This is a genomic window from Lysinibacillus phoenicis (genome assembly GCF_047238325.1).
In the GTDB taxonomy this organism is placed as follows: Bacteria; Bacillota; Bacilli; order Bacillales_A; family Planococcaceae; genus Lysinibacillus; species Lysinibacillus irui.
In genome coordinates, this window is record NZ_JBDFMP010000002.1 from 4,481,501 (window position 1) to 4,498,969 (window position 17,469).

Below are 17,469 nucleotides of genomic sequence, written 5' to 3' on the forward strand. Positions count from 1 at the left end.
TTAGTGTAATGTTGGTGGGTAACCGCTGTGAACAATTGTCATGATGACGAACCATCCAAATACAACAGCACTTAATAAATTGAAAACAACGCTTAATAGGTTCTTTTCTTTAATTGCTTGGAATGTACCAACTACAGCTAAAATCGCTACTAGACCAAAAATAACCATTAATAAGTTCATTAAAAATAGACACTCCTTTCGACATCAGAAAATGAATGTCGCAAACAATATTCCTCCTTAATTGTAAACGTTCTACTTATTTTTGTCGAGAACTAAAATAGCGCAAACTATGAACATTTATCGTCAAATTGTGGCAAAGCCTGTATAATAGAAAGTTGAGGTGATAACTATGATGAACATACGAAGTTATTCTCTTGGACCGGTCCAAACGAATTGCTATATCGTATCGAATAAAGAAAAAGAATGTATTATATTTGATCCAGGTGAGGAAGCGGAGCGTCTTATTAAAACAATCCGTAGCAATGGTTTAAAACCGTTAGCTATCTTTTTAACGCATGCCCATTTTGACCATATCGGAGCCGTTGATGCTGTGCGTGAAGTGTTTGATGTCCCAGTATGGATTCACGAAAAGGAAGTTAGCTGGCTAGGAGATCCTACTAAGAATGGCTCTAGTAAATATGCTGCATTACCAGATTATCGAGTAGCTGCACCAGCGCAAGACACCATCATCAAAGAAGAACAGCCATTTGAAATTAGTAATTTTGTTTTTCAGGCTGTTTTTACACCAGGACATTCACCTGGTAGTATTTCCTATATTTTTGAGCAAGATGGTTTTGTGATTGTAGGAGATACGTTATTTGAACAAGGTGTCGGACGTACAGATTTATTGGGTGGATCGACAAAAATATTATTGGATTCAATCCATAATAAATTACTGTCATTACCAGAGGATACTATTATCTATCCTGGACACGGTAATTATACGACTGTAGGTGCAGAAATGGAGACAAATCCATTTTTAAATGGATTTTAAAAAGGCCGCATCATATAAAAAAGCGTATCTCAATTGTAGTGAGATACGCGATTTTTTGTATTAATGACCGCCACCAGGTACGTGAATGAATGTTGTATAGTACGTGAAGCCAGCGAAGAATACAGTTAAATATGCTCCGAAAATGTACATGTACATACGTTCTGAAAGGTTTAAGAAGCCTAATAATAAGAATAAACCTGTATTACCTAAGAATAATAGCGATACCTCGTTCATACCACCAAGGTAGAACATAACGGCAAAAATACCTGTCCAGAATGCCATAACTTTATACATATTATCCATGAAGATTTCCCCTCCTTTTGCCCACGACACAATAATCTCTTACTCATTATAAATGATATGAAAGGTGTCTGTAAACTGGAACTTCTCCGATCTTTGTGACAAACAAATGGATTTTTAAACTAGTGATCGATTTCTGTCACGTTTATTTCATATTTACATAAATCACAATTATGTATCATACTTTCAACTTGCACAAGTTCATTATTAGAAAATAGAGCATCTAATTGTCCTTTTAAATAGGATTCATGTAATGAACAAACAATTTCAGAATGTGCTGTCAGTTGCTCCTGGAATGGACAATTAAAAATGGAGAATATCACTTTTTTTCCAAGTTCAGTTTGTTGAATTTGTGGAATATAGCCGATTAATGCGGCATTGTCAGTTAATAACTGAAGCTTTTCATCGAAGGAAAGAGAATTATTTAATGTCATTTCAGCACTGATATAATTTTTCATTTGCTGGTAGCCGTCTTGGTAGCTAATTTCTTGACACTTCGTTAACGCAGATGGTCCGACATCTTGAATTAATTGAATCGTCCATTTTAATAAACGATCTTCGTCACGTCTAGGAAATGTTAGTGATACACCTTTCTCTGAAGCTTTATAAACTCGTCCAGGTCTTCCACCTTTACCTGTTTTTACATAATCAGCAGAAATAATATTGATTTCCGAAAGTTTCGTTAAATGAAGTCTGGCAACGTTTGGATGGATACCAAATTGATCAGCTATATGTTGTACTGTGACTGTTTTTTTCTCTTGCAATATATACTCATAAATAGAGTATCTTGTTTCATCAGCAAGTGTACTCGTAATTTTCAATGGATGGATCATGTGTTTCACCTCTTTAAGTTTTTATAAAAATTATGTTCATCTACCAAGTGTTAGGAAAATAATCATGTTGATTCTATTATATTGTATTATTGAAAAAGATACATTCATTTTGGCATAAATATTAATTTTTTCATGTATTTATGTTCCTTTTTAGTGGAAAATTGCATTTTATCCACACTTTTATAGCAAAAAACATAATTGATAGTAAAATGTATAACAAGTTTTTATTTTCAGAAAAGGGCTTTTCTCGTGCACTTTTCCTCTTTATACTAGGAAATAACGAATAGAGCGGTCATATTCGAATGAACTAGAAGAGAGGTGCATATATGCAGAGTTTTGAAACAGCTGTTGAACAAAGATGTGAGCAACTTTTACTAAAGGCTTATCATTTTGGTGCATCCGATTTATTACTCGTTCCAAGCAATACAACATATCGGATCTATTTTCGAAAATATGATAAGCTTCTTCAAGCTGGCGAGCTTCCGATCGATCTTGCGGAGAGAATGATCTCCTACTATAAATTTCTTGCGGAATTAGATATTAGTGAGCGACGAAAACCTCAAAGTGGCTCCTTTCAAAAAGCGATGGAGCAAAATCCATACGCCTTTCGTGTTTCTACATTACCTTCCGTCTTTTTAAAAGAAAGCTTAATTATCCGTTTACTTCTCCAAAATCATGCATTCCCACTAACTTCCTTAAGTTTTTCCAAAAGTGCAGCACATCAATTAATGGAGCTTGTGCAAAGCCAACAAGGTCTTTTGTTTTTTACGGGGGCAACAGGCTCTGGCAAATCTACTTCACTTTATTCCTTACTTCACTATTGCTCAACAGAATTAAATCGACATGTGATTTCCTTAGAAGATCCTGTAGAAAATAGCCAAGCAAATCTACTTCAGATCCAGGTAAATGAGCGAGCAGGCGTTACATATGCTACGGGATTAAAAGCCATTTTACGCCACTCACCTGATGTGATTATGATTGGTGAAATACGGGATAAAGAAACAGCGAAAATTGCTATTCAAGCGTCTTTAACAGGACATTTAGTTGTCTCCACAATTCATGCAAAAGATTCAATTAGCTGTCTTTATCGATTAATGGACTTAGGTGTGACAATAGAGGAACTTCGCCAAACCGTTATCGGAATTGTGGCGCAAAAACTTTTACAGGTGTCAGCTATACATGATGAACGACGTGCAGTCTTTGAAATTTTACATGATATACATCTAACAAGAGCCATTATGGCTATTAAAGAACAGGGGAACTATGAGCTTCCATATAACCTCACATTAATGGGGCAAAAAGAACTAGTGGAGAGACGTTATGCAGCTACAAACATACATCGATAAATTTATGTTTTATTACAATAGAGCTACAAAATGGAGATTAAGGGAGCAGGCACAATTTTTTAATCGTTTATGTGTGCTATTGCAGGAAGGTTATTTATTACCACAAGCTATTTCAATGCTCCTACCTCATCATATTAAGGCCCATGAGGACATTCAGCAGCAAATTGATGAAAAACTTAGGCAAGGAGTAGGTGTTACAGGGATACTTGAAACATTACAGCTTGCTAAACATTATTTAATGTCAGTCACAGTTGCAGAAAATAATGGCCATATGATAGAAGCTTTACAGGGTGTGGCTAAGCAGATAACGGTAAGTGAGAAGACAAAGAAAAAACTAATGAAGCTTCTTGTCTATCCAGTAACACTTATCTTATTTTTACTATTGTTATTTTTTGTGTTTCGAACAATTTTCTTGCCAAATATCGAGAGGATGGTTGTTAGCCGAACGAATGAATCAGGCGAATCAAGTATTGCTTTATCCAACATGTTATTACATGTTCCAGATATCGTCATTCTTACGATAGTCATAATAACAGGTAGCTTATTAATTTTTCACCTCTATCTCAAACGACAGTCCATTGCCTACCAACTATCAATATTATTAAAAATTCCCTTCATTCAATTTTATATCAGGTTAGCTTTGACAAGACAATTTGCTGCTTATTTAGGAAGTTTGCTGCAAAGTGGATTTTCATTACAAGCAAGTCTCCAATTGCTTGAGGATCAACAACTACAACCTTTTCTTCAAATTCTTTCGCAACGTATTAAAGAAAGAGTCATTTTTGGTGAGTCCTTAACACAAGCGGTTATCGTGATGGCTGTTTTCCAGAAGGATTTCCCGGTTTTTGTAGAGCACGGCGAGCAAAGCGGTTATTTAGGAAAAGAATTAGTATTGTACAGTGAATTATTAATGGAAAAACAAGAGCAACTTTTGCAAAAAATACTAGCGTTTGTGCAACCAACCTTCTTTATCCTCATTGCTATATGTATTGTCGCAGCCTATGTCAGTTTATTATTACCAATCTATCATATGATTGAATTAGTTTAGGAGGAAAAAAATGAAACGTATCAATCGGCAAGCTGGTTTCACTTTAATCGAAATGCTAATTGTCTTATTAATCATATCGATCCTTATTCTGATTACTATTCCAAATGTTACAAAGCATTTTGCCACAATAGATAAGAAGGGCTGTGCAGCTTATATCTCTATGGTGCAAGGTCAGGTGGAGGCCTATCGTGTAGATTTTATGGCCTATCCTACATTAGACGATTTAGTTGCAGAAGGTTATTTAAAAGAAAATGAAACGACATGCCCGAATAAAGAGGAAATTAAGATTACAAGTGACGGAGAGGTACGTCCAGCTAATGCTAGCTTGGAGACTGGGTCTGATAGCTGATGATCGGTAATAAAAATGGTGGTTTTACGCTTCTCGAGATCCTTATTGTCTTATTTCTTATCATGAGTTTAACAGCGATCGTTAGTAAATTTTCATTCAAATTAGCGGAAATGAAGGAATTAGAACGATTTTTTACGCAAATGCAACTCGATATTCAATATATACAGACGTACAGCATGAGCCAACGCCAATATATCGCCTTGAAAATGGAAAGTTCAACGAATCGTTATGTCATTCAAAAAGATTTTTATACGACTTTATATGAACGTCCTTTTCCTAAAGGGGTTGAGTTTTTGCCTGCAGAGAGTTCGATTCATACACTTATTTATAATTACAATGGGAACGTTTTGTCAGCCGGCACCATTGCCTTTAAAACATCTTGGGGAAAGAAAAAAGTAATCATAACGATAGGGAGAGGGAGAGCTAGGATTGAATGAGTCAGGCTATTCATTTGCGGAAACTATTTTAGCTATGGGTATTTTTACATTACTTTGCACATCATTATTACCCATTACCTATACAATGAAGACAAATCTACTGAATAAAAAACTAGAGGTGATTGCAGCTGAAACTGCCTATGAGGGCATAAAACAATATCAAGCAAAGCAACAAACAGAAGGCACTAGAACGATTGAACAAGTTGATTACCATTGGATATTTGATGGACAGGACGTTTGTGTTCGATTTCAAAATACACGTGAGCTACGCCAAAAATGTATCAACGTCAATGGTGAAGCTCATGGATGACAAGGGCTATACATTATTAGAAGCCATGTTTCAATTAGTTGTTTTTGTGCTAATTTCTCATCTTTTTGTCCTCGTCATATTATGGTTTGCTGAAATGAAATCAACGGTGTTATCGGATGAACAAACAAAATGGGAACTATTTGTCTCTGATTTAAATCATGCTCTACAAGATGTTTCTACATTTTCAGTTCGTGCAGATCACAAAAGAATGACTTTTCAAACAGCAAATACACTGCATCATATTGATTGTTATTCGAATATTATTCGTGAACAAGTAAACGGTGGACATGTTCCTATGCTAATAGGACTCAATCGATGTCAATTTAACTATACAGAAAATATGCTGACAGTAGCTGTCGAAATGGCTAGTGGTGTTCAAAAGGAGCGGAGCTTCTATGTGCCAATTATTGAAAAATGACAGAGGGGCTATTTTTTTGATCGCAATTGCATTATTATTTTTTGTAACTACTTTTGTTCTTGCGTATTGTATGTCTTATGAAATGCAGTTTCGAACATATGATGGGCTAGAAAAATTGAATGTTCGAGCTACGATAAATTTATTAGGACAAATTTTGTCAGACAGTGTAGAATCGTAGTTATAAGAAGGTGATTCGAATTGCGAAAAATATATTTAGTTGGGTTTATGGGTAGTGGAAAGAGTGCGTTAGGAAGACGTTTAAGCTATTTATTAAAGATGCCATATTATGATATGGATCATGAGATCGTGCGTCAGCAGGGGATGACAATTCCACAGATTTTTGAAAAATACGGAGAGGCCCGCTTTCGGGAAATAGAAACAGAATTTTTAAAAAATTTCCGAAATGAGGCATGTATTATTTCCACAGGTGGTGGCGTTGCCATAAATGCTGAAAATCGAAAAATTATGAGACGTAGTGGATTAGTATTTTTTCTAGATGCGTCTTTTGAAGATATTTATAAACGAATACAGCATGATCCAAACAGACCCATTGTACAGAGCTCCACAAAGGAAGAATTAGAAAGTCTGTATCATTACAGAAGAAAGTTTTATCGTGATGCAGGACATATCCAAGTACTGACAGAAGGCAGAACGATTCGCCAAATTCTAGAGTATTTAGTATTTCAAGTGAAAAGATTAAAAAACGAACGATAATACAATTTTATTAAAATAATGTTCGTATTTTATTATCTTTTAAAAAATGATTGCCTTTTCAATGCATTTAATGTTAGGATATAGACAAATAAGTAACTAAATGTTCATTGAATACTAAATAGTACCAAGATCTATCTTGGGCGGATGATTGTGCGGGGAGAGCGCGTATAGACGCCACCGAAGGAGCAAGTAGTAATGGCTATGAATCTCTCAGGTAAAAGGACTCGTACAAGACGCAACTCTGGAGAGAGCTGTAGTATAACAATAACAGCCACCAAAGGGGAAAGCCGACTAATTGGCAATGGTAAAAGCATTGCGAGCTAGTCTGGTGTAACTTTCAGGTGCAAGGACAGAGAATCCCGAAAAGGGGTTCGTCTGTCTTTTTTTATGTCTACAAGTATATATGCGAGCAAGAAAGCGCATGGACTGTACTACTACAAAAAGCAGACGAACTACTACTAGTAAAAATGTAATTAACAATAAGGGGGCAAAAAAGAATGGCGAACGAATTAAAACGTACACCTCTATTTGAAGAATATGCGAAGTACGGTGCGAAAACGGTTGACTTCGGTGGATGGGAATTGCCTGTTCAATTCTCTTCTATTAAGGAAGAACATGATGCAGTGCGTCATCGTGCAGGGTTATTTGATGTATCACATATGGGTGAAATTTTAGTCACTGGTCCAGATGCATTAGAATTTTTACAAAAACTTTTGTCAAATGATGTGTCAAAAATAGTGGCGGGCCAAGCACAATACACAGCTATGTGCTATGAAAATGGTGGCGTTGTTGATGATTTATTAACCTATAAATTAGCGGACAATCACTATTTATTATGTGTTAATGCAGCAAATATCGAAAAGGACTATGATTGGATGATGGAAAATCAACATCAATATGATGTGACGATTGATAACCAATCAGATGCCTATGCACAAATTGCACTTCAAGGTCCGTTAGCAGAAGAAGTGCTGCAATCTTTAACTTCAACTGATGTGAGTGCCATTAAATTTTTCCGCTTCCAAGAGGATGTTGAAGTGGCAGGCCATAAAGTATTAGTTTCTCGTAGTGGCTACACAGGTGAAGATGGCTTTGAATTATATGGTGCTCCAGAAGATATTAAAGCACTATGGGGAAAAATTTTAGAGGCAGGTCAGGATAAAGGCGTTGTCCCTGCAGGTCTTGGTTGTCGTGATACACTTCGTTTTGAAGCGGGGCTCCCACTATATGGTCAAGAGCTATCAGCAACAATTTCTCCACTTGAGGCAGGTATTGGCTTTGCTGTGAAATTAAATAAAGAAGACTTTATCGGTCACGAAGCATTAGTAGCACAAAAGGAAAATGGTCTTCCTCGTAAACTGGTAGGAATTGAAATGATCGATAAAGGAATTCCACGCCATGGTTACAAAGTGTTGAAGGATGGTAAGGAAATTGGTGAAGTAACAACGGGCACACAGCTTCCTTCATCTAAACGTAATGTTGGTCACGCGTTAATTGACAGTCAATTCGCAACAATCGGAACTGAGCTAGAAATCGAAATTCGTGGTAAGCACTTAAAGGTAATCACAGTAGAAACACCGTTTTACAAGCGTTCAAAATAATAGTTGAAAAGAGGGACCTACATTTATGAAACATCGTTATTTACCAATGACGGAGCAAGATCAAAAAGAAATGTTAGACGTAATCGGTGTATCCTCAGTAGATGAATTATTCGAGGATATTCCAGAGAAAGTACGTTTTAAAGGCCTTTATGACATTAAGGAAGCAAAATCAGAGTCTGCTTTATTAAAAGAATTAACGGCACTTGCCGCAAAAAATAAGGACACAAATGCTAATGTATCATTTTTAGGTGCAGGCGTTTACAACCACTATAAACCAGTCATCGTGGATCATGTTATTTCTCGTTCAGAGTTCTATACAGCTTATACGCCATATCAACCGGAGATTTCACAAGGTGAGCTACAAGCAATCTTTGAATTTCAAACAATGATTGCTGAGCTAACAGGTATGGATCTCGCTAACTCTTCAATGTATGACGGTGGTACAGCATTAGCAGAGGCAGGTATGCTGGCAGCTGGTCATACACGTCGTAAGAAAATTTTAGTGTCTGAAACAGTGCACCCAGAATATCGTGATGTTGTGGCTACATATGCCTATGGTCAATCGATCGAAATCGTGACAATTCCACAAAAAGATGGCGTGACAGATGTGGATGCATTAAAAGAGATGATTGATGACAACACAGCAGCTGTTATTGCTCAATATCCAAACTTCTTTGGTCAAGTAGAAGATATTCAAGTCATCGGGGATATTGCTCATGAAGCAAAAAGCTTGTTTGTGGTATCTTCTAATCCACTGGCATTAGGCATTTTAACACCTCCTGGTAAACTAGGTGCGGATATTTGTGTAGGGGATGCGCAAGTTTTCGGTATTTCTGAAGCATTCGGTGGACCACACTGTGGTTTCTTTGCCGTAACAACAAAATTAATGCGTAAGGTTCCAGGCCGTCTTGTTGGTGAAACAGTAGATGGTGAAGGTCGTCGTGGTTATGTATTAACATTACAAGCACGTGAACAGCATATCCGTCGTGATAAAGCGACATCTAATATTTGTTCGAACCAAGCTCTTCTTGCCCTTGCAGCTTCTGTAGCCATGACAGCTCTAGGTAAACAAGGCATTCGTGAAATGGCAACACAAAATATTGCGAAAACACGTTATGCGAAAAATGCCTTTGAAGCAGCAGGCTTTACAGTAGCATTCCAAGGTGCCCACTTCAACGAAATCGTTGTGAAAACGAATAAATGTGTGAAGGAAATCAATAAAGGCTTAATTGCAAAAGGGATTATCGGTGGATATCCATTAGGTCAAAATTATGACTCTCTTAAAAATCATGTGCTAATAGCAGTTACTGAATTACGCACAAAAGAAGAAATTGATGCACTAGTTGCAGAAATGGGGGCTCTTAATGCATAACGAAAATCAATCACTCATTTTTGAAATTTCAAAAGAAGGTCGTGTTGGCTATAGCTTAGAGGCACTTGATGTACCAGAAGTAGACCTAGCAGATTTATTACCTGCAAACTTAGTACGTGCTGAAGCGGCAGAATTACCTGAAGTGTCTGAGCTTGATATTATGCGTCATTACACGGCACTTTCTCGTAGAAACCACGGAGTAGACTCTGGCTTCTATCCGCTTGGCTCTTGTACGATGAAATACAATCCGAAAATTAACGAAACAGTTGCACGTCTTTCAGGCTTTGCCAATGTTCACCCATTACAGGATGAATCAACAGCACAAGGTGCAATGGAGCTTCTCTATGATTTACAAACTTCTTTAGTAGAAATTACAGGAATGGATGAAGTGACATTACAACCAGCAGCAGGTGCTCACGGTGAATGGACAGCATTAATGATGATTCGTGCATTCCATGAAGCAAATGGTGAGGGACACCGTAATAAAGTCATTGTTCCTGACTCAGCACATGGTACTAACCCAGCATCGGCAACAGTAGCAGGTTTTGAAACAATTACTGTTAAATCGGATGAGAATGGTCTAGTAGATATTGAAGATCTTCGTAAAGTAGTAGGTTCTGATACAGCTGCTTTAATGCTAACAAACCCGAATACACTTGGTTTATTTGAAGAAAACATTATTGAAATGGCAGAGCTAATTCACTCTGTAGGCGGTAAAGTGTACTATGATGGTGCGAACTTAAATGCCGTAATGAGTAAAGCACGTCCTGGCGACATGGGCTTTGACTGCGTACATTTAAATCTGCACAAAACATTTACAGGTCCACACGGTGGCGGTGGTCCGGGTTCCGGCCCAGTAGGCGTAAAAGCAGACTTAATTCCATTCCTACCAAAACCAGTATTAGTTAGAACTGAAGAAGGCACATATCACTTCGACTACGATCGTCCACAATCAATCGGACGCGTAAAACCTTACTATGGTAACTTTGGTATCAACGTTCGTGCTTATACGTACATTCGTACAATGGGTCCAGATGGCTTAAAAGCCGTTACAGAATATGCAGTCCTAAACGCCAACTACATGATGCGTCGTTTAGAGCCATTCTATGATCTTCCATATAACCGTCACTGTAAACATGAATTTGTGTTATCTGGTCGCCGTCAAAAGAAACAAGGCGTTCGTACATTAGATATCGCAAAACGTCTGTTAGACTTTGGCTACCATCCACCAACAACATACTTCCCATTAAATGTGGAAGAGGCGTTAATGATTGAGCCAACTGAAACAGAATCTAAAGAAACGTTAGATGCATTCTGTGATGTAATGATTCAAATTGCGAAAGAAGCAGAAGAAAATCCATCGATTGTACAAGAAGCACCACATACAACAGTCGTATCTCGTTTAGACGAAACACGCGCTGCTCGTACACCAGTGCTTCGTTATCAAAAGGCATAGTCTACAAAACCGTTCACGTTCATGTGAGCGGTTTTTTGCACCTTGTAGGGAGGATGACGAGATATAAAGCCGAAGAAAAAAGTGATTGATTACTACTTGACGACTTTTGCGCAGAAACTAATAAAAGGAGAGCAAGGTTTTCGATTATTTTGTTTAGATGCAACTTTACAAAGGATAAAAGGGTGACGTTGTAAATGAAGAAGTACAAATGCTTAAAGAACTATCTTATGTAGATTCATTCTAAAAGACTAATATAACTACATTTTTAATACTTTTTATTCATTTTTCCTATATAGAAGATTATTTTAAAAAACAGCTTTGGGCCTAAGAACAATTGAACCTTTAGTTGTTTTTTTGTAAAAAAATAGGATTATTCCATTATTCACTGAAAAAATATCATAATTATTACTATGTAACATTTTTACTAAACATACTTTAAATTGCTTTTAATGTCAATATCTTCTATAGAAAATATTGACATTAATTTTTGGTGTTGTATAGTTACTTTTGTGATACATACTATCATTAGTGAATTTCGTATAAAAAATGCATAAAAATAGAATTAGAGTTTCTAGTACATAGTTTAGCCTCATATTGATTTTTGTTGTAAATTTTTTTCTTAAATGTTTATATATTGTTTATATTTATAAAGCTAGAAGTCTAGCGATGGAAGAGGATGGATTCGATTCTATTTACAAAACACAGGTGAGTACGTATATAAAAGAATTTTACGCTTCCAATCAGGTGACTTTAAGCATGAAAATATCGTTCGTTTCTTTAGCAATAATCCAAGCAGTCAAAAAAGTAAATGGCTGAATGATAAAGGTAATGATTACAAAAGGGACAAGTGCTGTTAAAGCCTAACAAGTTTAAACATACAGTTATTCAATTTTTTAGTCGTATGTTTAAGGTTTATCATGTATAAATCTTTTAACATAAATATGAATCGAGCGACTAATTGCTAATATTGGAAAATTAGCTATTTCACGATACGGGTACGACATCGTGAAAAAGATAGCTGTAGCTAATATGATTTCCTTAGAATGTTAGACGTCATGATTCAACAAATTTTAGGAGGTACGAAAATGGGTTTTGTATTAAAAGTAGAAGGTTCAGAAGCAATTGAATTAGGCTTAGAAAGCATCATGACTGTCGAATATGAGACAGATACACCGAATGATTCTAACGCTCGCTCTACAGATGTTGGAGCCACTTTAAAAGTTAAAGGTAAAATTTTAACGGCTACGGATGGTGATAATTCTGATGATACGATGAAATTGGGTTTATGGTCATTAGTACCTGCTGAGAAGGCTGACTGTTACCGTAAAGTGACTTTAGAGGTTGTTGCAGCTGATCAAGTAGTAAGAAAAATTCATTTCCCAAATGCTTTTGTGGTGGATTATACAGAAAGATATGGTGACACAGAAGGTATCGGTGAGTTCTTCTTATTTATTAAGCAAAAGAAAGACAAAACAGATTTGGCAAAAATCGAGGGTGGCTACGCTGTCTAAGATTGCAGCAGGATAAAACACTTACTAATTATCTAAGGAACTTTTATAGTTCCTTAGATTATTTTTAATCTCTCTAAAATTACTTTAAAGGCGGAAAATAAAACATCCTATACATAGAAAAGATAGCACTCAAACTCATATTTTAGTGAGGAAGAAGTAGAGAGAAGCATTGCCAACAGGTATGCCTTTGATGAGATGGTTGAGGCAATGAAAGGATGCAGATTTCAAATTCTGTGTCATGAAGGATGTGTAGGGACTAAGCAAATAATAGTTAATAGGTTGAAATATAGTTGATGAAAAAACGGTTAAAAAACGGAAGGTGATTGGGATGAAATTTATAGATGAAAAAATTATTGCATTAAGAAATGAAATGAGAGAGCAGGAGCAACATGAGCTAGCCCAGCGACAAGTAGCCTTACAAAAGGAACAGGAGCCTGAGCCAGTATCTGAGCAGGAGAAACAAGACTTAGAAAAAGTAAATATTTATCAAAGCTACATCATAATTGATGATGAGAAGGTAGGGGTGATGGAGCAGTCGTTATTGGATGGCAAAATGACGATCCGTATGCCAAAACTATTTTCTAAGATGTCTACTGAATTAGCAGCCTTAAAGTACCCATCGGACCGTCGACCAAATCTTATTTATACAGATGAATCCTCATCGATTAATCTTGCCTTCAACCTGACTCCACATCGATTAAAGGAAGAGGGAGTTGCTGCTTTTCAAGAAAATATGATTGATATCCTTGAACAAGCTCAACCTTCAGCTGATTGGCTTGATACGGATGTCCTGAAGATTGACGAGAAGACAGTCGGCTTTTTAGAGATTATAACACCGGCTATTGATGGCGATATTTTTAATTTAATGTTCTTTGCCTCTATCGAAGGGGTAGCGCTTATTGGAACCTTCAATTGTATGGAGGAGGACCTTGAAACTTGGCGTCCGATTGCGAGAGCTATGATGGAATCCTTGCGATTTGCTTCAAATAGTAGGAACGGAGGGGGAATAGGGTGAGTAGTGTAGTGACAGCTTATCATAATATTCAAATTCTACCTTTCGAGCTTATTAGTATTCAAGAGCTTACTATCGTAAAAAAAATGAATGAACATGCTATGTTACGTTTTACTGGTATTGTGCCTGAAGTAGCGAGAGACACTTATGTAGAAATGACGGAGGCAAGATCGGCAATTGTAGTAAATCAGCTTAATCATCTTGGTGTCCCTTCACCATTATTTAAAGGTGTAATTTTAGATGTGAAGGTTCGTTCAGTTCGTGGCATTTATTATATTGAAGTAGAAGCGGCTTCAAGCACCTATCAGCTAGACATTAAAAAGAAAAATCGCTCCTATCAGGATAAGGAAATGACCTATTCGTCTTTATTTAAACTATTACATCCTTTTTATCCTGGTCTTGACATTATTGATGAAGCAACAAAGGGTGCTAAATTAGACAAGTTTACCCTGCAATATCGAGAGACCGATTGGCAATTTTTAAAAAGACTAGCCTCACGTTTTAACACTGGACTAGTGCCTGCTGCTACCTTTGATAAGCCAAAGTTCCATTTTGGTGTGCCTGCTGGTAGAGCTAAAGGCAAGCTAGAAGATTACCATTATACTACCCGAAAAAAACTAGCAGATTACCTTCTATATACAGAGAATGGTAATGGAGGTATGGGAGAGCATGACTTTCTATACTATGAGGTGGAAACAGATAAGGTAATGGAAATAGGAGATCATGTCACTTTTCATCAACAAACGCTTTATATATGTGAAGCATACACAACCATGAAGGATGGCTTGCTGAAACATTATTATACGCTGTCAACGAAAAATGGCATGAATAAAAGTGAACTATTTAACGATGCGATCTCAGGTTTATCACTGGAAGGAAAAGTATTAGAAGTCGCAAAGGATCATATTAAGGTGCATTTAGCGATTGATGAGAAGCAGGATAAAGGAAAAGCACATTGGTTTCTTTATTCTACGGGCTATACAGCTGAGGGACATAGTGGTTGGTATTGTATGCCTGAAATCAATGACTTTGTTCATGTCTATTTTCCTTCACATCGTGAGGAGGAAGGAATTTCTAGCAGCTCCATACGAAAAAATTTAGATACTTCAGCAACGAACAAACTAGATGATCCTTCAACCAAATATTATCGTACAGCCTTTGGTAAAGAAATTAAAATGAGTCCAACTGAAGTGGTTATTACCGCACAGGATGGCGATATTTTTATTCGGCTAAATGAAGCAAATGGTATTGAAATATTTAGTAAAAAAGAAATTAAACTTATCTCAGAGGCAGATATTTCAGTGAATGCGAGTAAGAATATTCTTTTGTCTGCAGAGGAAGAAATTTCTTTACAATGCAAAGAAAGTAAAATAACGATGAATGGCAGTGTGCAAATTTTTGGGAAGGAAGTAAAGGCAAATTAAAATGGTTGCGTGTGAATGAGAAGGAAGGAGACTTATATGCAGACACAGGGAGTTTTACAGCATTTTTATGATAACGAAGTAGAGAAAAGAAGGTTGAAATATCTCTTATTGCTCGAGGATTTTTTTCAAGCCTCCAAGGATAAGCTCGCCGATGATTTTAGAATGTCTTTTCAAAAAATATGTCAGCAACTAAAACAACAGCAAACGCTTCAACAGAAAGGACCGATTGCACATATTACGTTTTCAATGCTGCGTACAGAGCTACTAGAGAGCAACCCTCACTATTTAGTAGAAGCTACGGATGAAGAATGGTTTTTTGATATTCATCCGCTTTTAACTACTTATGATGCAGGCTGGGCGCATCATTTTTTAGAGCAATACATTGAAGAATTAAGTTTGTATAGCAAAACTTTTATGGGGGCAATTACCCAGGCAGATATTGATCGCATTAGACTTCAGGACGCCAAACATTTTCACCAATATGTAATAAGTCTCGCTAGATATGCGCTACCTGACATTATTCGATGTCCAGAGTATTTGGCGCTAGATCGAGATGTGGCTGTCGAGATACGTGTAGGCGAGTTTATGGATATGAATGAGGTTGTCTATAGCGAGGATTTTTCAGCGAAGGATAGTGAAGAAATAAAGGCTTGGCTAGATGAACAACTAGAGGAGGAATATCCATACGAGGTATTTAGCCATTTAAATTTAGCAGGTGGGCGATATGAAGGCTTGGATATTCGCTATGCCTTTTTCCACAAAGCCAATTTAACCAATTGTCATATGCGTGAATGTCTGTTGATTGGTACTAGCTTTCGGGAGAGTCAGCTAATGGACACGGATTTGAGCTTTAGCACAATTTATGAGACGGATTTTAGTAATAGTCAGTTACAGGGAGCGAATTTTCAACAGGTACAAGGAGCGAGTGGTCTGCTAGATCGTCAGAAATGGGAAATACCTGGCTATTTACCGGTTCGTTTTACTGGTGCGAATTTAGAAGGCGCCAATTTTGAGCTAGCGAATTTACGAGGGGCCAGCTTTATGGGGGCAAATGTTAGAAATACTAATTTTGCGGGAGCCAATTTAGAAATGGCTATTTTCTCTAAGGAAGCACAGGAATATGTAAAGCTAGATCCATTCCAGGCAGCTAGTGTCATTTGGAAGTAGACAGTGTGAAAAAGGAGACGAAAGATGAACTATTTTATTCTATCTCAAGATGAACGTATCACAAATGCTGTGAAACCTGTTGGTATCGCCCAAGTGATTAAAAAAGAGCTATTAACAATTGAAAGAATGGAAGAATTAGAGGAACTTGAACGGCAATTTCCTGTATTAGAAAAAGGCGAGATGGTGTATACCGATCTCATAGAAAAGCCAATCATGCTTATTTCTGATGCTGTTAAACAATTAGTGGAAAAGTATGTCCCAAATATGCCATTTAAAGCAGTTGTTCTCACGGATATGCCTAAATTAATGCAAACCTTATATTGGCTGGTGATCCCACCAAAAGTGCGTTGTCTTTCCGCTCAAACGGAATTTCATCTTGATGGTACGTTGAAGAAGTTAGTCTTAGATGAGCAGTTGGCTGCTCCTTATCCATTCTTTCAAATCGAGGGCATTAAAGAACAGTTTATAGTGGTGAATATTGAATTAGCAGAGAGTATTCTACGCAGAGATTTTCGGGGAATACGATTACAAAAAATACAAACTGAAGGAAGATGGAACGACATTCTTTCTGTAGGAAAATAGATGAGGAGCTTGAAAAAGGATTAAAGCACATGATGGCAAGGTCCTTTTAGGTAATGTTAGTGAGAAAATAGTGAGATTAAAATTAGAGCAATTTAAAGAAAGAGTCGTCATGCATACGTTTTGCAGTTTAGTCTTATGTTTAGCAAAAGTGGTAACACCTTACGTATTGAAAGGATTGTTTTTCTATGTCAGAAGAAATGCAGACAAAGGGTGGCGACCAACGGAGTTATGTCGTAGCTGGTGCCAAATTATCCTGTTCGCAAGGAGATCAAACGAGTATTTTAAAAATGCCAGTTAGTCACGGTGTTTATACGAAAAATAAGGCGCAGATGAATACGATGGATTATAAGCCTTATGTCAATATTCAACCATTTGGGTTATGCCAGACATTAGCGAATCCTACTGTTGCGGCAGCTACAGCTGCCAATAATGGTGTCTTAAAGCCCATGCCCTGTACTCCTGTGATTACAATGCCCTGGATTAATGGGAAGGATGATCAATTAATTGAAAATCATCCAGCGTTAGTTAGTCAATCGATTAATATGTGTATGTATTGTGGAACGATAAAAGTAGAAGATGATGGGCAAGAATGAGC

Annotated in this window: 21 protein-coding genes, 1 pseudogene and 1 riboswitch; of the genes and pseudogenes, 19 read left to right on the plus strand and 3 right to left on the minus strand. The window is 37.0% G+C overall.

The window, feature by feature from the left end:
• Entirely contained in the window at positions 1-180 is a 180-nt protein-coding gene (locus tag ABC382_RS23995) for a DUF2759 domain-containing protein (protein ID WP_274793731.1), read from the minus strand.
• Between the two features lie 169 nt (positions 181-349).
• Here ABC382_RS23995 and ABC382_RS24000 point away from each other — a divergent pair, with 169 nt between their 5' ends.
• Entirely contained in the window at positions 350-994 is a 645-nt protein-coding gene (locus tag ABC382_RS24000) for an MBL fold metallo-hydrolase (protein ID WP_412927229.1), read from the plus strand.
• Positions 995-1,054: 60 nt separating this feature from the next.
• Here the strand turns inward: ABC382_RS24000 and ABC382_RS24005 are convergent, their stop codons facing one another.
• Positions 1,055-1,297 (minus strand): DUF2626 family protein, encoded by a 243-nt coding sequence (locus tag ABC382_RS24005; protein WP_004231035.1) that lies wholly within the window; start codon positions 1,295-1,297, stop codon positions 1,055-1,057.
• Positions 1,298-1,416: 119 nt separating this feature from the next.
• Complete coding sequence (locus ABC382_RS24010) at positions 1,417-2,127, minus strand: helix-turn-helix transcriptional regulator (protein ID WP_274793728.1); 711 nt, start codon at positions 2,125-2,127, stop codon at positions 1,417-1,419.
• A 326-nt stretch (positions 2,128-2,453) separates the two neighbouring features.
• On the opposite strand from ABC382_RS24010, the gene comGA reads away from it, so the two are divergent.
• The 18 genes and pseudogenes from comGA (at position 2,454) to ABC382_RS24100 (ending at position 17,467) form a co-directional block, all read left to right on the plus strand.
• Positions 2,454-3,473 carry a competence type IV pilus ATPase ComGA gene (comGA, locus tag ABC382_RS24015; protein WP_412927230.1) on the plus strand — a complete coding sequence of 340 codons (1,020 nt, stop codon included), beginning with the start codon at positions 2,454-2,456 and terminating at the stop codon, positions 3,471-3,473.
• Positions 3,448-4,521, plus strand: coding sequence for a competence type IV pilus assembly protein ComGB (gene comGB, locus ABC382_RS24020; protein ID WP_274793726.1), 1,074 nt, complete (start codon positions 3,448-3,450; stop codon positions 4,519-4,521). Before comGA ends, comGB begins: the two co-directional genes overlap by 26 nt.
• Before the next feature lie 10 nt (positions 4,522-4,531).
• Positions 4,532-4,870: a competence type IV pilus major pilin ComGC gene (gene comGC, locus ABC382_RS24025; protein ID WP_322611562.1), complete on the plus strand. Its 339-nt coding sequence runs from the start codon at positions 4,532-4,534 to the stop codon at positions 4,868-4,870.
• A complete protein-coding gene (gene comGD / locus ABC382_RS24030) occupies positions 4,870-5,307 on the plus strand; it encodes a competence type IV pilus minor pilin ComGD (protein WP_322606730.1) in 438 nt (145 codons plus the stop codon). The genes comGC and comGD overlap by 1 nt, the downstream gene beginning before the upstream one ends.
• Positions 5,300-5,617 (plus strand): hypothetical protein, encoded by a 318-nt coding sequence (locus tag ABC382_RS24035; protein WP_274793723.1) that lies wholly within the window; start codon positions 5,300-5,302, stop codon positions 5,615-5,617. Before comGD ends, ABC382_RS24035 begins: the two co-directional genes overlap by 8 nt.
• On the plus strand, positions 5,610-6,035 hold the full coding sequence (gene comGF / locus ABC382_RS24040) for a competence type IV pilus minor pilin ComGF (RefSeq protein WP_322611561.1): 426 nt from the start codon (positions 5,610-5,612) through the stop codon (positions 6,033-6,035). Before ABC382_RS24035 ends, comGF begins: the two co-directional genes overlap by 8 nt.
• 16 nt (positions 6,036-6,051) lie before the next feature.
• Positions 6,052-6,213, plus strand: coding sequence for a hypothetical protein (locus ABC382_RS24045; RefSeq protein ID WP_322611560.1), 162 nt, complete (start codon positions 6,052-6,054; stop codon positions 6,211-6,213).
• Between the two features lie 20 nt (positions 6,214-6,233).
• Positions 6,234-6,749 (plus strand): shikimate kinase, encoded by a 516-nt coding sequence (locus tag ABC382_RS24050; protein WP_274793720.1) that lies wholly within the window; start codon positions 6,234-6,236, stop codon positions 6,747-6,749.
• A gap of 144 nt (positions 6,750-6,893) precedes the next feature.
• Positions 6,894-6,985: riboswitch (glycine riboswitch) on the plus strand.
• 261 nt (positions 6,986-7,246) lie between these two features.
• A complete protein-coding gene (gene gcvT / locus ABC382_RS24055) occupies positions 7,247-8,350 on the plus strand; it encodes a glycine cleavage system aminomethyltransferase GcvT (protein ID WP_412927231.1) in 1,104 nt (367 codons plus the stop codon).
• A 25-nt stretch (positions 8,351-8,375) separates the two neighbouring features.
• Positions 8,376-9,722: an aminomethyl-transferring glycine dehydrogenase subunit GcvPA gene (gcvPA, locus tag ABC382_RS24060; RefSeq protein ID WP_274793718.1), complete on the plus strand. Its 1,347-nt coding sequence runs from the start codon at positions 8,376-8,378 to the stop codon at positions 9,720-9,722.
• Entirely contained in the window at positions 9,715-11,178 is a 1,464-nt protein-coding gene (gcvPB, locus tag ABC382_RS24065; protein WP_274793717.1) for an aminomethyl-transferring glycine dehydrogenase subunit GcvPB, read from the plus strand. Before gcvPA ends, gcvPB begins: the two co-directional genes overlap by 8 nt.
• A 636-nt stretch (positions 11,179-11,814) precedes the next feature.
• Positions 11,815-12,008 (plus strand): annotated as a pseudogene (locus ABC382_RS24070) (hypothetical protein); the annotation flags it as partial.
• Positions 12,009-12,263: 255 nt separating this feature from the next.
• Positions 12,264-12,689: a membrane-associated protease 1 gene (locus tag ABC382_RS24075; protein ID WP_274793716.1), complete on the plus strand. Its 426-nt coding sequence runs from the start codon at positions 12,264-12,266 to the stop codon at positions 12,687-12,689.
• A 328-nt stretch (positions 12,690-13,017) separates the two neighbouring features.
• The gene (locus ABC382_RS24080) at positions 13,018-13,704 is read left to right on the plus strand and encodes a hypothetical protein (RefSeq protein WP_322611558.1); all 687 of its coding nucleotides are present in this window, start codon (positions 13,018-13,020) and stop codon (positions 13,702-13,704) included.
• Positions 13,701-15,125, plus strand: a complete 1,425-nt coding sequence (locus tag ABC382_RS24085; protein WP_322611557.1) for a hypothetical protein — start codon at positions 13,701-13,703, stop codon at positions 15,123-15,125. Before ABC382_RS24080 ends, ABC382_RS24085 begins: the two co-directional genes overlap by 4 nt.
• 36 nt (positions 15,126-15,161) lie before the next feature.
• Complete coding sequence (locus ABC382_RS24090) at positions 15,162-16,292, plus strand: pentapeptide repeat-containing protein (protein WP_274793713.1); 1,131 nt, start codon at positions 15,162-15,164, stop codon at positions 16,290-16,292.
• Positions 16,293-16,316: 24 nt separating this feature from the next.
• Entirely contained in the window at positions 16,317-16,874 is a 558-nt protein-coding gene (locus tag ABC382_RS24095) for a serine protease (RefSeq protein WP_274793712.1), read from the plus strand.
• Positions 16,875-17,059: 185 nt separating this feature from the next.
• On the plus strand, positions 17,060-17,467 hold the full coding sequence (locus ABC382_RS24100) for a DUF4280 domain-containing protein (RefSeq protein WP_259419288.1): 408 nt from the start codon (positions 17,060-17,062) through the stop codon (positions 17,465-17,467).
• The last annotated feature ends 2 nt before the right edge of the window (positions 17,468-17,469 follow it).